The sequence below is a fragment of the Planktothrix sp. FACHB-1365 genome (assembly GCF_014697575.1).
Taxonomy (GTDB): Bacteria; Cyanobacteriota; Cyanobacteriia; order Cyanobacteriales; family Microcoleaceae; genus Planktothrix.
Genome location: NZ_JACJSC010000018.1, coordinates 108341 through 123649 on the forward strand (window position 1 = coordinate 108341; position 15309 = coordinate 123649).

At 40.1% G+C, this 15309-nt stretch carries 13 protein-coding genes and 1 pseudogene; 11 read left to right on the top strand and 3 right to left on the bottom strand.

Annotated elements, in window-relative coordinates; genetic code table 11:
- Positions 1-3: 3 nt before the first annotated feature.
- The 4 genes from H6G57_RS18560 (at position 4) to H6G57_RS18575 (ending at position 1396) form a co-directional block, all read left to right on the top strand.
- Positions 4-255, top strand: a complete 252-nt coding sequence (locus tag H6G57_RS18560) for a plasmid stability protein (protein ID WP_190521167.1) — start codon at positions 4-6, stop codon at positions 253-255.
- Positions 255-677, top strand: a complete 423-nt coding sequence (locus tag H6G57_RS18565; protein ID WP_190521170.1) for a type II toxin-antitoxin system VapC family toxin — start codon at positions 255-257, stop codon at positions 675-677. Before H6G57_RS18560 ends, H6G57_RS18565 begins: the two co-directional genes overlap by 1 nt.
- Positions 678-824: 147 nt before the next feature.
- Entirely contained in the window at positions 825-1058 is a 234-nt protein-coding gene (locus H6G57_RS18570) for a DUF433 domain-containing protein (protein WP_190521172.1), read from the top strand.
- A gap of 2 nt (positions 1059-1060) precedes the next feature.
- Complete coding sequence (locus tag H6G57_RS18575) at positions 1061-1396, top strand: DUF5615 family PIN-like protein (RefSeq protein WP_309235961.1); 336 nt, start codon at positions 1061-1063, stop codon at positions 1394-1396.
- A 143-nt stretch (positions 1397-1539) separates the two neighbouring features.
- Here H6G57_RS18575 and H6G57_RS18580 read toward each other — a convergent pair whose 3' ends face one another.
- The gene (locus H6G57_RS18580) at positions 1540-1743 is read right to left on the bottom strand and encodes a hypothetical protein (RefSeq protein ID WP_190521174.1); all 204 of its coding nucleotides are present in this window, start codon (positions 1741-1743) and stop codon (positions 1540-1542) included.
- A gap of 321 nt (positions 1744-2064) precedes the next feature.
- Between H6G57_RS18580 and H6G57_RS18585 the strand changes: the two genes are divergently transcribed.
- From H6G57_RS18585 to H6G57_RS18595, 3 genes are all read left to right on the top strand, one after another.
- The gene (locus H6G57_RS18585) at positions 2065-2268 is read left to right on the top strand and encodes a hypothetical protein (RefSeq protein WP_190521176.1); all 204 of its coding nucleotides are present in this window, start codon (positions 2065-2067) and stop codon (positions 2266-2268) included.
- 50 nt (positions 2269-2318) lie between these two features.
- Positions 2319-2621, top strand: a complete 303-nt coding sequence (locus H6G57_RS18590; protein WP_190521178.1) for a cinnamycin family lantibiotic — start codon at positions 2319-2321, stop codon at positions 2619-2621.
- Positions 2622-2889: 268 nt separating this feature from the next.
- Positions 2890-6135, top strand: a complete 3246-nt coding sequence (locus H6G57_RS18595) for a type 2 lanthipeptide synthetase LanM family protein (protein ID WP_190521180.1) — start codon at positions 2890-2892, stop codon at positions 6133-6135.
- 362 nt (positions 6136-6497) lie between these two features.
- Here the strand turns inward: H6G57_RS18595 and H6G57_RS28780 are convergent, their stop codons facing one another.
- Entirely contained in the window at positions 6498-6641 is a 144-nt protein-coding gene (locus H6G57_RS28780) for a hypothetical protein (protein WP_206756696.1), read from the bottom strand.
- Between the two features lie 34 nt (positions 6642-6675).
- Between H6G57_RS28780 and H6G57_RS18600 the strand changes: the two genes are divergently transcribed.
- The 4 genes from H6G57_RS18600 to H6G57_RS18615 all read left to right on the top strand — a co-directional run bounded on the left by H6G57_RS18600 (position 6676) and on the right by H6G57_RS18615 (position 15174).
- Complete coding sequence (locus tag H6G57_RS18600) at positions 6676-10485, top strand: hypothetical protein (protein WP_190521182.1); 3810 nt, start codon at positions 6676-6678, stop codon at positions 10483-10485.
- Between the two features lie 970 nt (positions 10486-11455).
- Positions 11456-13681 carry a hypothetical protein gene (locus H6G57_RS18605; RefSeq protein WP_190521184.1) on the top strand — a complete coding sequence of 742 codons (2226 nt, stop codon included), beginning with the start codon at positions 11456-11458 and terminating at the stop codon, positions 13679-13681.
- Positions 13682-13703: 22 nt separating this feature from the next.
- Positions 13704-14393, top strand: a complete 690-nt coding sequence (locus H6G57_RS18610) for a hypothetical protein (protein WP_190521186.1) — start codon at positions 13704-13706, stop codon at positions 14391-14393.
- A gap of 16 nt (positions 14394-14409) precedes the next feature.
- Entirely contained in the window at positions 14410-15174 is a 765-nt protein-coding gene (locus H6G57_RS18615) for a hypothetical protein (RefSeq protein WP_242049016.1), read from the top strand.
- A gap of 18 nt (positions 15175-15192) precedes the next feature.
- Here H6G57_RS18615 and H6G57_RS29095 read toward each other — a convergent pair.
- Positions 15193-15309: pseudogene (locus H6G57_RS29095) on the bottom strand (IS630 family transposase); the annotation flags it as partial.

Sequence of the window (15309 nt, forward strand, 5' to 3'; positions counted from 1 at the left end):
ACTATGAACAATATCACGATTCAAAACTTTGATGATGATCTGAAAAATCGCCTCCAAAAGCGAGCCGAATATTATGGGCGTTCTCTGGAAGAAGAAGCTAAAGAAATCCTCCGCGCTGTCTTGACAAAAAAAACTCTCGAACCCTTAAATCTTGTCTTGGCTATCGAGCGACGTTTTGCCCATTTTGGCGATTTTGAAATTCCGACTATCGCTAGAGAACTTTTACGCGAACCACCTAATTTTGAAGACTTATAATGATTGTACTTGATACGAATGTAGTGTCTGAATTGATGCACCCTAGAGGTTCATCAGTAGTTCGTCAATGGGTAGCAGCACAGCCCATAACGAATCTTTTTACTACAACTATGACTCAAGCTGAAATTCTTTATGGGATTGCTTTGCTACCTTCAGGAAAACGCCAAACTGAACTTAATCAAACGGCTCAATTGATGTTTGCTGAAGATTTTGCTGGACGTATTCTACCGTTTGATGAAACAGCAGCAATTGCTTTTGCTAGAATTGCTGCCGAAAGAAGACAACTGGGTAAACCAATATCCCAAGCTGATGCTCAAATAGCCAGTATTTGTTACACTCGCCAAGCTACTCTTGCGACTCGGAATGTTTCCGATTTTGAAGGGTGCGGTATTGCAATTGTTAATCCTTGGGAGTCTGAATAAACTATTATGATCTCATTTAAGGCGCGATCGCTTTACATTACCCAGCAATCGGTATGGGCAGCGTTGAAATCCACAGCAAGTAAAACAACACCATGCTAACCTGATATTAAGCTTCAAAAAAATGTAGCTTCAACAATTGAGTTTACTATGAGTTTAACGATTGATTTGCTAAACCGAATTACCCAAACACCTGGTCAGTGTGGTGGTCGTCCTTGTATTCGAGGGATGCGAATTCGAGTCACCGATATTTTAAAAATGTTGGCTGAAAATGTTAGTGTTACTGAAATTTTAGAAGATTTTCCTGATTTGGAATTAGCAGATATTCAAGCTTGTTTGATCTTTGCAGCACGGCGTACTGATTTCCCTAGACTGACAGCATAAAGATTTGGGTTGATGCTCAACTCCCACCCACACTGGCAAGTTGGCTAACAGAAACTTTTAGGTTAGAAGCGAGTGCCTTGCGAGATTTGGCGCTGAGGGATGCTCAAGATCTGGAAATTTTTGAAGCTGCGCGCGCAGAAAATGCTGTGATTATGACGAAAGACAGTGACTTCATTGACTTGGTATGCCGTTTAGGAGTGCCTCCCCAAATTTTGTGGTTAACTTGTGGCAATGTCACTAACCGCAACTTGCGGCAATTGTTGACTGCTACTTTGCCTGATGCGTTAGAGCAATTGCGCTTAGGAGAAATGATAGTTGAAATTACTAACAGTCCTTAAATAATATGTCGGCTCATCTATTCTTTTAACTTTATAATGTAGTCCGTTGTAGCCAATTTATCATAGTTTCAATATTCACAGCGATTATTAGCTCGTTGAATCACCCATCGATGGAGAGAAGCAGTCATCTTTGTCATTAATAATTACTGGCTCACCCGTGTTGAACGTAACTGTAGCAATGATAAAAATTCCATCAATTCAACTAATCCCTCGGCTTCCTGTTGTTCTGCTTGAGATAGGGTGTAACCTTCATCCTGACGATCTAAGAGAAATTGCAAACGGGCTTGAACAGCGGGCGACAGTTGAAAGCGAGTCAGTTCCAGGGGAATTTCGACGATTTCGGGCATAAAACAGTTAGCCTTAGTCTGTAATTCTATGATTCTATTTTAGTCGTTTCAGGGGCGATCGCTCTACATTACTCAGAGATCGGTGTGTGGGATTAAAATCTATCCCCAGTGAAACAATAACACCATGCTATCCCTCTTCTATCAGCCCTGGATTTCAGTCAAAAATTAAGTATTGTAAATTTTTTTAACACTTAAAAAATTAAGTGTTATTGTGTTAATCAATTAAGTTTAAGGGCTAATAATCTGAGCTTAAACAAAAGATCTGTAAGAATTTTTTCTTACTTCCGCATTAATTGCAATCTAACAAAATAGGTAATTTTCATGAGCAACAACATTGAGGATCAAGAGGAATATAACATTATTGCCACTAAGTACAAGCAGTTTAAGGAAGCATTAGGAGAGGAGGAGGCAAAGGTGGCATTTGCCAGCGCATTCTTTACTGAAAGAGTTCAAGCATTGGCAAGAGACCTCCCTTCCATTGTTCAAGAGATTATTGACAAAATTGAGAGTGAAAGCAATCAATAATCTTGGTATTCCGTCTTCTATTACCCTACCTTTTTTTGGAGTAAACTTACATGAGTACAACAGAACTGCTTGAAAATTCAGTAGATGAACAAGTTGACGAAGAATGGTTACTGCGCTCAGTAGTAGATTTTGATTTTCGTAACGAGTTTTCCTCTATTGATTTCTCAACTCTACCAGCATCAGTCTTACCACAAGATATGTCATTTGCTGAGATTGTCAAGAATGCTAACCAAGCCGCATGTGTAGAAACTTGCATTTCTGGGTTCACTATTGTTTGTGATGGCAGATCGTATGAATGCAGGAGTACATGTATTACTGGCTGGACTATGAGATGTGATGGAACAAGTCTTTAGTCAATTTCTAATTGTATAAATTTAGGATTAGCTTGATGTGAAAGTTATAGCTATACAAGTGCTTCACACTGGAAAGAGTTCAGGTTGTATTGTTATGATGTCTGTAGAGCTTTTTGATTAAATTTTGTAAAGCCAGGCTAAAGAACGATACAACCTTTTTATCCTTTTACTTTTACTTTTTGTTCTTTAGATATATCTCTCTGTGGAATTTAAGTTGAGTATTTTCAGTATCGCTTTTCTACTAATTCATTACGATGAGGGATAAATAGTGCTAGACACAATTGCTATTACCGATATTGCTTGTCGTGCAAGTAATTTGTCAGAGCGTATAGCTCTTGTTAAGAAAATATCTATAGGAAGTGTTTCAAAGAGATACACGAATTCTATAACTTCCTTAGATAACTGGATGATAGATAAGTTGACTAGCAAACTAGCTGTGATGCAAATTCAGCAGCAAATTTTTCAGCCTTTATCAAGTAGTGTACCTACAGAACCAGAAATACAACAATTACTAACTGATTACAAGTTATGCGAACGTAATCTCGTCCATTTACCGGAAACAATTCAACAACTATTTATTGATATTCATCTCAGTTGGTTAAGTATATATAAGGATGCTTTAGAGACTATAAATTTACCCAAATCTGATTTTATTGACGCTGTTTGGTTTGAACCGAATGTTTATTATGGACGCTTCGCTAAAGTCTGCGAACCTTTCTTGCGGTTTCTTCAGAAAAGGCTTCAAGTTATTTGCAACCAGGTCACTAAAAATAGAGATAGTTTCAACATCCATTATGGTTTAATCACTGATATTCAGTTTGAATTAATAAATAGGTTTGAAATGAAGCTGGCTCGAGCAATCGAAGCGGATATTAACGTATATTGCTATAAAAACAAAATTTATAAATCGTCTCCTAAACATAAAGAAGAATATATTACTTATTTAGAAAGCAGTTTTACTAATGAAAGCAGTTATCATTCTTTCTATTGTAAGTTTCCCGTCTTAGCTCGCTGGCTAGCGGAAATTACTGGCTTTCTTATTAAAAATAGTGAAGAATTACTTCAAAGAGTAGTTCATGATTTAGATGAAATTAGTTCTGTATTTTTCGAGGGTATAGAGATTCAACAAGTTACATCCCTTAAACTTGGAAAATCAGATTTTCACACTAATGGGTGCAGTGTAGTTTTTGTTGAAATGGCTTTAAGTGATGTTAATCAAGTAAGGGAAAACAAGATACTGGTTTATAAACCTCGCTGTATTCAATCTGAAGCAGCGATGCAAGGTTTACTTAAAACTTTGACTGAAGCTGAGGTATCTAACTTCTCCACCTATCAGTTACTCTGTAAAGAGGGATATGGGTACGTAGAATATATACCTTTTGGTAAAAACCAAGTTGAGTCTGAGGAGCATATCAAGCAATTTTACAATCAGCTTGGTGGTTATCTGGCAATTTTTTATATCCTGGGTGGTAGTGATATGCACTTTGAGAATATCCTTGCTGCTAATAGCAATGCCTTTATCTGTGATTGTGAAACAGTTCTTGAGGCAATTCCCGAGGGTATGGAACAAGGAATTACCTTGTTTGATTCTGTGTTTAAAGCAGGTATGCTGGATTGGCCACAAGAAGAGTTAGCTAATATTAATGAGCGAGTTAGTTTAACAGGTTATAGTGGGGGGGAATCCTATAAAGTTCCCTTTGCTGTTCCTACAATCACCAACCGCTTGTCCCTAGCACTGGCAGTTGAGCAACAGGTTGGAGTTTTAGTTGATGTAGCTGCGACGAATCGATTGTTTCATGATGGACAGTTGGTAAAGCCACAAAAATATAAGCATAGTATCGTTGATGGGTTTAATTGTGTTTATCTTTGGTTCCAAAAAAATAAGGAACAAGTAATAAACATAATTAACAACTTGTTTGCAACATCATCTATACGGTTCGTTAATCGGGCAACACAAGTTTATGCTCATTTAATCAATGCATCTCAACATGCTAAGTGTCTTTCTGACCCATTAGAAGTAGATTTAATCTTCTACAGCCTAGTTAAGTACCCACGTTCTTGGGATGAGAGAGGACAGCTTGCTAAATTTGAGTTTGCGTCACTCTGGCAGTTAGATATTCCTATATTTACGGCAAGCGCAAATAGTCGATATCTCCTTTACAACTATCAATTACCTTTACCAAATTTGCTTGCAATTTCTCCCCTTGAAAATGCTGCTAAACGGATTCAACAATTATCTAACGATAATCAAACTCGGCAGAATCAGTATATCTATGCAAGTCTATCTACAAATGATGCTGATAGCGAATATTTTACTTCATCTGCCTTAGATTACGCCTATCAAATTGGTACACAATTATGTTCCCTACTTCAAGATCCCTCTTGTACTGCTCCATGGAAAACAATTGAATTTACCCCTACAGGCAAAAAAATAGCGGATGTTGATACCTCTCTGTATGGCGGTTCAGCTGGAATTTGCTTATTCTTGGCATACCTTAACTCAATTCGACCAGAAGAGAAGTTTCAGTCCGCAGCAGAACGGGCTCTTGCTCATGCCGTTATACAGCGCAATGACATAATGATTGGGGCATTCCAGGGATCTGCTGGATTGATTTATTTGCTAACGCATCTTGCCCATCTCTGGCATAAGCCAGAACTTCTTGAGCAAGCCTGTCAGTTAGCTACCGAACTGACACCTTTGATCGACCATGACCACTACTATGATGTGATTCATGGAGTTGCAGGGATTATTCCTGTTCTACTTGGACTAGCAAAATTTACATCGGGAAGGGGATTAGAACAAGCCAGGCTATGCGCTCAACATTTGCTGCAAAATGCAGTTCTACAGAATGAAACACTTTCATGGCCGTTCAACCCTGAACTTGCTAAAGCTAATTTGACTGGTTTTTCTCACGGAACGGCTGGTATTGGTTGGGCGTTGATTTCACTTGGTTGCCAAATAGATGAAGGTGACTATATCATAGCAGGACGAAAAGCGTTCGCTTATGAAGCGACTCAGTTTGATCCAAAAGAACGGAATTGGTATGACTTGCGAACTTCTGTAATGACAAAGGATGCACCAGGCCCTAAGTTTGCTTATTACTGGTGTAGTGGTTCAACAGGGATTGGCTTGAGCCGAATTGCTAGCTGGTATGCACTAGGTAAAACCGATGAAGTCCTCTATCAGGAAGCCCATACAGCTGTGAATGCTACGCTTAGAAGTTTACATAACTTAGATAATGACTCTTTATGTCATGGGAGAGCAGGTAGCACTGAACTCTTACTTCGGTATGCTAAACTCGCCGAACAGCCCTACTTACGAATGGAAGCAAAGATCCAAGCAACTGAGCAATGGAAGAACTATGAACGAACTCGTTGCTGGAATTGTGGTGCAGGTAGCGATGTAGTCCCTGGTCTGCTAATGGGTTTAGCTGGTATTGGTATGCATTTTTTGCGCCTTGCATATCCACATCAAATTCCATCTCCCCTAATGCTTGACGCACCTCTAATCTAGTTAGTAGGAGACCGCAATCATAATTACTCCAGACTGCAATCAGGATTTTTTTGAGGCAAAATTAAGGGTCTTGGCAACTTTTGGTGATCTGAACAAATGGCGAAGCTGCTTCTGCGGAGAGAAAATCATTAAGACTTACGCACTGTAAGGTTGTAGCAAGGCTTTGGGATGGCTTCTCTTCGTTCGCAATGACAGAAAACCGTAGTAATAAATGCTAAATGCGTAAGTCCTGGAGATTACGCTCCTTACAGGGCAGCTACCGCTGCCACATCGAACCAAACACCCAACCCCTTTGTTCTGTGTTTCCTACGCTTAAACCCTATCTAACGTGATGCCAACTCCACCAGCCCGGTATCCTCCTCTTAAAACAAAACCGGACTAGCGATCGCATCAACCTCAAGTCCCATTTCAACCCCCGCAAAAACACTACCAACGGTCAACACCTGACCCAGTTTAAACCTGTTAACGCTTAAATAGTTCCCGCCATATCTTTCCAACAATTCCAACTCTAACCCTTCAAATATTAGGAGAAATCAACTTATGGTCACTACAACTGTTACTGAAGAAGGACTCAAAATTCCTGTCTTTGATGCTGCCTATACGGATGCCAAAGGGCGCAATGTAGGACAGTTTTATAATAACCCAGAAATACTGCGCCACTCAATTCTGCAAGCAATGTTTGAGCCAGAGGGACTGAAATCCTTAATGATTGTCAAACTAGACAAATCCAATCCAGATCCTCGCCAACTCCGCCCCAGTATTCATGATCCAGAAGATAGCATCAAACGACGCATGATCTTTCAATCTGGAAATAGTTATTACTTTGGTGATGAAACCCTAGCTAAAAAGATAGGAGACTTATTCATAACCGAAAAAGATACCGCCTGTCGCTACGGTTCTCTTCTCGTTAGCACTTGTATGTCCGGTGTGTCAGAATGTGATACAAATTTACGAGTAAAAATTGTTGATTTCACCGACCCCCAATATGCACAATATCGAACTGGAGACTGTCACGGTGTTATCAGTTCTGAATTACTGAAAAGCATCGGAGGGGAGAAAAATCGAGCCAGTCAATTTCGTTTTGCTTGGCTACGGAGTTGGAATGCAGAAAATTCGGAATCCACACCTCAAGTGAGCTTTTTAGCAAAAGGAACCCTCCGTCCTGATGATCATTTACTTCACTCATTAGTTGATTCTGAAGGCAATCAACCCCAACTTATTTTAGATCGTTCCAGTATCAAAGGCATCAACAAAAAACAACTCAAAGACCTGATTCCTTGTGGCGATTATGAGTTACCGAAAGCCATCCTGGGTAATCGAAAAAACAGTCAAATTGGCATCACTCAAACAAGTTGGCAATCTACCGGAGTTTGGTTCGATGAAGAAGCTCAAAGACAAGACTTAGTACCCGCCGCTAAAGCCGAAGCTCAACGACTCGCAGCCTTGCAACGTGATCCAATGAAATTGCGCCAAGCGATGATTGAAGATCATGACCGACGTGAAGCTTTTCTAGCTCGTTTGAACGAAAGAAAACTTCAAGAACAACAAGATAAACTTCCTAGAAATTGTGATGATGAAATCACCGTTGATCATGAAGATAATTCTGAAGAGCAAAAGCGAGAAAGACAAGATATTCAGATGCTAAAAGCCGATAAATTAGGATTGATGATCGGAAGCCCTGAATTTACGAATATGGCTCAACGGTGGTTAGCCTCTAAATGGCGAAATCTAGCAACTAGAGGCGCTTTAACGATGACTTCAGCAATGGCTTTACCTGGCGAAGATTTACCCAGAGGGATTGTTTGTGCTAACCATCTCGAACAAGGAGACTGTATTCAAGGACGATTTCCCATTCTCAATAAAGATGGTCTGAGAAAATACCAAAATATTCATGCCAAAAACCTCGAAACTGTTCCTGAAGAAATTCGCACGGTTATGGCAAAAATTAAAGGGGTAATTTGGTTTAATCCTAAAGATTTAGAAAAATTCCATCAAGGGGATTTTGATGGAGATGAACCTTTTGGGATTGAATCGAGAAAAATTCCCCATATTGCTCAACAAATCTTACCTGCACAAGAGGGATTATTTGACTTTGGGGAAGTGATTCAAGCTGAGAAAGTTCCTTATACCCAAGCTCGATATCGAGAAGATGATGCCGAAGTTTTAGAAGGTAAAGTGAAAGCGGGCGATCGCAAATTCACTACCCTCGAACAAATTGGTGTAGCCAGTTCTCAAAATGAAGTCGGACTTGTGGCTTTAGCTATTGGTAAAGTTGCGGCTGCACTTCCGAACTCTGGAGAAGATGAAAAGCTATTTCTTAAACAGCAAAAGCGATTCATCTCAGCTTTAAGTATTATGGAACAATACGAAGTTGATTACCAGAAAAATTCCTTACGGGGTAAAGATGCCAAAGAAGTCAAACAGAAAACCGGTTTAAACCCCGATACTTTACTAGAAAAAGTTGATGAATGGTGCGAAAAACACAAAAGCTGCACTTACTTTTTCCAGTATAAAGGAGATGACCGACTTTATAAACAATTTCCCATGCCCGCCGATTTTCCTAATGCTGTTTATATTTTAGCTAAGGAAGCAGTGAACCCGTATTGGGAACAAACGCGACTTGTTTGCCGAAACCGAGATGAATTTCAACATATTCTTCCCCCAATTCCTGCTTATCTTATTGTCTCAAAAGAACATCGCAAACAGCTAGATGCAGCAGGAATTGAATACGAAAAAGAAGGCAGCCAATTGCACGTTCCTTACCCCTACCAAGATACTTTAATCGATAACGAAATTGAGTATCGTCCTAGCCCAGAAAATGACCTGACTTGGGAAGAAAATGAATTGCAGTGGGCAAAAGATTTAGTGCAACGCTTTCAAGAAGATAAAACAATTATCTACGAACGCACAGGCAATGATATCAAAATGCGGAAGGAGGAAATCGGCAAACTTTATGATAGCTATCGGGTTGAAATTGATGAAATTTGGGATACCCCTGAACGGAAAACCAGAGCCGCTCATGCGCTGTTCCAAGCCACCCACACTTGTGATAACCTCAGTAAACACCGCACAGTGGGTCAGAAAGTCGCCGAGGAACTAGAAATTACCTTTTCTCTCCAACAAGACTACGAGTTACTTCACGAAGCTTTGCCACGAGATGTTTATGTCCTGCAAGTTCCTTTCAAGAAAGTGAAAACTCAAGACGGCCGTAGTATTGACCTTCCTAACCAATGGAAAGATTCACTAGATAGAAAAGGCATTGAATACGAAGCCACTGCTCATCATGAATTACCCTTAGTTGAATTTGCCTTTAAAGATTTACCCCAAAGCATGGTGGCGAAACTTGATGCTAAATACGGAGATAACTCCAACGACCATATCGATCCTGACGCTTTGAAAGTGACAAATTACTCAGGTAATGAAACCCGATTGCTCATTGTACCTCCGGTTGATTGTCGCTGGATTGAATCTCAAGATAAAGCGGGTCGAGGCGCACTGGTCTATAAACTATTTATGGATGAAATTTGCCATGCGTTGTCCAACTATCAGGTTAACCAAATCGAAGTTGTTAATGTCAAACATCCTGATAACGACTACTCCCAGGAAGATTTCTGCAAGTCTAAATGGAAAGATCGGACTGTGGCTCTGCAAGTCGGAACCCTAGACTTACCTCCTACTCACGAGAAATATTACCGATTTCAAGGCACTCCTATTATTCAACTGGAAGGGAAAAAATTGGGAACCTTCTCCCCCGATAGTCCAAAATTACCCCCTGGAACCACGTTTGAAGCAACGATAACGCTGAATCAAAGTGGCAGGTCGCTGATGCTGAAGGTTGATTCTGAATCAATTCAATTGCCTCAAACTCAATTGCCACCCATTGATTCCCCTGAACCTTCTCACAGTCCTGCTTCCATCGTTAACAATGGCAGTCAAAAACCCCCTTTAAAACCAGAAATAACAGGGAATAACGGAAAGTACAGTTCCACACCTGCTAACACTGACCACTGGCGGCTTTCTCTCCAAGATTTGCTGTTTAGCGTTGTGTCAGACACATACCAACAACGACAAGGGCAACTTCCTCCCGATGGCACCCAGCACTTCAAGTTCGGGGACAACCAATGGACAGCTTATGTGCAACCCAACGGGGATTGCTTTGTCAGAAACGAGTCTAAGCGTACCGTGTTTAAAGCCAACATTCATACCGGAGAGGTTCAAATTCCCTTGACCGAAAAAGCGGCAACTCGTTTCCAAGACATGATTATGGCGCGAGAGAAAGCGTTATCCCAACCTCAAACAACTGTCATGTCTACGTCAGAATCAAAACCCAAAGAATTAGAACTGGTTTAGTTGAATCGAGAGAGTGGGAGATCTTAAGGCGATGCCGCAAGGCGGCGGCTATGCCATCGCACAGGAGTCAATGGAAAATTTTCCATTGGCTCTTGTTACATTTGTAGTATTAAAACTACAGTTTGACTCTTTCTTTCCACACAAGCCCAAAAAACCCCTAAAAACAGGGAGGAAAAAATAGGGAAAAGTAGGGAAAAAATGCACTATTTTCCCTGTTATTTCCTGCTGTAATACGCTGTATTATGCAAAATTTGGTATCTTTTGTAACATTTTGCTATTTTGTCCAAATTACGAAGAGGGAATTTATGCACTGTTTTCCCTTCTTTTTCCTTCTGTTTCCTCACTCGTGGAACAGCAAGCCATGTCAAAAATCCGTACCTTAATTTGGTAAGTAAAACTACTCATTCTAGTAGGTTATGATTTTGATTGTTGGTTAATTTCTAAAGTGCTTTGACCCTTTGATTGTTTGTGTCCTTGTTGCTTGCGATCGCGGAGTCGTTGTTGATTAGCATTGCGATGCCAAGACGCAGGCTGCGGCTACGCGATGCCGACAGGCGGCAGCTATGTGATCGCGGAGTCGTTGTTGATTAGCATTACGATGCTGACAGGCGATGGTTACGCGATGCTGACAGGTAGTGACTACGCGATGCCGACAGACGGCTATGCGATCGCATAGACAGACAAACATCACCTATCGGCATCGCACCTAGCCAACCTGTGATTAAAGTAGTTTCACAGAAGCATGATTATCTCAGTCTTCAACGGTTAGGGGAAGCAGTAGTGTCAATTAATTCTCTGAGTGTCTCAACCGAATGGATGATAGCTTTCTTCGTGATAACTGCCAATTTATCTAACTTATGACCTAATCAGACATAAACCGAAAGAGACAACCTTATTTCAACCGCTATTACTGAAAATTAATAACTATTAGAGCCAACAAAAATAGTGGGCTGAAATGGGAGATTAATGAATGGTTACAAAATCAGCAACTAAGCCTAAAAAGTTTTCCCCACCTAAACGGGATTGGTCTGTTCTAACTGCCACAGATCCCAAACACGTTAAAAGGCTAGAGCATATTCAAGAAACTTTAGATGCTGCCATTGATGCGATTCAAGAAGAAGGCGGTGTTGAAGATTGGGAAGATTTCAAAAACTTTGTTGAGTCCTTCAATAAACGTCCTGAACGGCTCAATGAATCGGGAAATCAAAAAGCCAGTATTAGCGTAGATTTAGTCACTGAAGGAAAAAATGATGAAGTTTCTGGCTTTGTTTTCTATTTAACTAAAGATCCAACTCAAAGAACCAGTGGTGTCTATTTAGTTAAAAACCTTAAACAGGCTAGAGTTGATACGAAAGAAAATAACAATTTCTACACACCTTCTCATGTCAGCGATTTAATCGATTTAGAAGCTAATGATCAATTAGATGATGATGACCTTTTAGAAGAGTTTGATGAAGATTTAACAGATTTAGAAGAAGACGAAGAACTCTCTAAACCCCAGAAAGCTACATTAAAATCAGCTTCTTCTCATCGCAATAATAAAAAAACACAAAACCGAGAGGAAGATGATATTGATGAGCTACTATCAGAGGATAACGATACTCCTTTGAAAACGGGAGCTTTAGGTGAAATCGCTAAAAATCGCACTTCCCAAAAGTCGATTAAAACACCTGAACAGTCAGAAGAACCCTATCCACTGCTTGAGTCTTTGGAAGCGTTTCTTAAAGAAAGCCAACATCAAGGTTCAATCATTAATGCTAAATCTAGCGAAATTGATGGGCTAACCGTCACAGGTTTAACCCTTCAAGTGACTTCTTTAATGGGATTATTAGCAGTTAACAGCATCCAAGAACTCATTGATGGAATTACCCAAGCGAAAGAAAACAATCAAGCTGAAAAACTTGAGGAAATTCTGGAGCAAATTAAAACTTTAAATGAACGAACGGAGGAAATTAGCATTCGCGCTCGACAAACTGACGTAATAGCTGATTTAGAAACCTTAGCAGAACGAACGGAAAATCTGTCTGAACGAACTCAAAAGATTAATCCCAATAAAAGTTTCCAAAAGCAGTCAATTGACTCTAAACTAGAAAAACAGCAAGCTAACGTCGAGCAGAACGATCCAATTTTAATTGATAATCCTGAAATTAAAGCTGTTGATATTGGAGAGAAAATTGATAAACTTGGAAATCAAATTGATCCGAATTACAAAAGGTCTCCTCCACTCCAAATTAATAAAAATGTCAGCCTTGATCAACAACTTGACCAGATTCAAGATTATTTAGGAAAGTTGTCAAAAAGGTTAGATCGGTTAGAAGAAATTGTAGAGGAACTAGAGCAAAATATAAAACCTCAAGTTTCCACTCAATTCCATAACGAACTTAACTCAACTCAACCTGTTTCTAACCCTCTACATTCTTCTATTCCTTCTTCTTCGGAATCATTGATTGATGACGAACCTGAAGATCTCCTAAGCAAAATTGTGACTCAAAAGAAAGTACAACAGCAACGTGAAGCCGTCGCCGATTGCTTAGTTAATTATGCCTTAGCGACTGGACAATCTCCCGAATCTGGAATTCCTTTTGATGAAGGTGGCACACTGTATGTTACTTCTGACCATCACAAAATTCAAGTTGCTGTCATAGGCAGTGATGGACAGGATATCTTCTCAGGAACAAAGGAAGGCGAGCGCTGGAAATTTGAGGTAAATCAAGACAAATTAACCCCAGAGGAACGGGAAGCCATCTTTAAATTGCCTCAAACAGAAGCGGAATACGACAAACTGGCAACCGCCCAAGCGCTCGTTGAAACCTTCCAATCTGCCTTTCCCAAGCGGTTTAAAGGAGAAACTGAACCCGTATTTTCTTGGAGAGAACCCCGTGAAAGTCAGAATACACCTGGAGCTATCAAATACGAATTTGAAATCCTTGATCTACCCAATGGGTCAAAACAATTAATTGGAACTGACCCACGCCAGAATGATGCTGCTGTATTTGACGCAATTTTAGTCTCTGGAAAACCGCCGGAAATTCGAGAGTGTCGTATTCCTATTGCTGAAATGGAGCAATTACTCGACTCCTCAGAACAGCCTAGCAAAACTCAATCTTCCTCACAAACTCCTCCCGAACGCAACCGCTCATTCCATGCTCCAAAACCCAAAAATGTGTCTTTGAATGACGACGAATTAGAAGTTTAAATTATCACCAAGGAGAAAAACTATGTACAAGAACTCTTTTTACTCCAAATCCTCCACTTCAACCGCTCAACCTATTTCTCATCGCTATGGAAATCCTTTCAACAAATTAATGCGGAAATTCAACCTTAATAAAGCTGACTTACTTTGCATTGCAATTTGTCTGATTGTCACGGTTTATTTAACTTTAATTCAGCCGTTGTTCATCAGTGTTTTTAGTTGTGTTGCCTTAATTTTCTTTGGGCTGCAAAAAATCATGCAAACTATCCCCATTCTCGAAAAAGGGTTAGGCAGTAAAATTCGCTTTTGGCATTTAGCGGTTGCTGTTATTACAGTGACAACTTTACTTAATAACTTCCAAACTCCAGCCCAAGCTATTTTCTTAAGCGGTCTTGAACAATTTATGACGAATTTAGCAACAGAAGCAGGAGCCGCTGGAGGGGGAACCGCCGTTGATGCAACCACCATCGCATTAATTTTTAATGCCATTCGAGGTGTGTTTCTTCTCCTGGTTGCCGCCGCTGCATTATTTGCTTATAACCAAGCCCAACAAGGTAATGATTGGCGTCCGATTGTTACTCAAATTGCTTTAGCCTTTGGAATTGTCATTGCCATTGATGTTGTCACTTTTCTATTCGTGGGCAATGGAACAGGCACACCTGCGGCATTCAATCCTAGTTTAGAACTTGGCACAATCTTCACGATTTTACAGTAATTATCAGGAGCCATCTATGACAATACGAGATCCAGAAAAAGACTTTATCCGAGTGAACAAAATTCTGGGGAAACAACCGAGTATTGGGTTTATTCCCGCCAATCAAATTATCCCTTGGTTCTTTATAACCATTATTTCTTATCTGCTCACAATGGGATTTTTCAGCTTGGGTCTTGGTTGGTTTTTCACTGTCTCATTTTGGTTCATTGTTAGCTGGTGGCTCCTCACTGGAAATCAACCCCATTTGTTTACCGATCAATTCCGAAAACCGCCTGGGGATGAATGGTGCAACGGTGATAGCTTTTATATCTCTCCCTTACCATCAAGGCGTTCTTCCAGAATTGGCAAAAAAGGCAATCATTCGCCCCTGAAAATCAAACTAAAACCCAAAATTGTCCCTAATCAGTTTGGAGGAAATAACAGATTTATGCCCTTTCAAAATGAAACTGATATCTGTTGCTTAGTTGAAATCAATAAAGACGGTAGACAAGCATCAGCAATACTGCTTAATCAAGGGTCTAACTATCAACTGGTTTTTGCATTTCGGACTCAAGGATTCCATGACTTACTCTTAAATAGTGAAGTCTCAGGATTTGCAGCATCCCTGGAAGAAGGCATGAGAGAACTGCCTCGTGGCGAAAAAATCACGTTTTGTACAGGTTGTTATAGCGATGAGACGTCCAGATGCCAAGAATTAGAACAATTAGCCAATACCACTGACCTTAAAGCAGTGTCTGTACTCACCCGAAATGAGCAACGCCGAATTCAACAATTAACTTAAGCTGCTACGCAGCTTGATTTAATAAACAGCATTGCCCTTATTTTTAATTTTACGAGACCAATTAATGATTAGCTCTCCTTCATTTAATAATTTATGTAACAACTCTTCTAACTGCTCAACTGATTCAAATAGTCG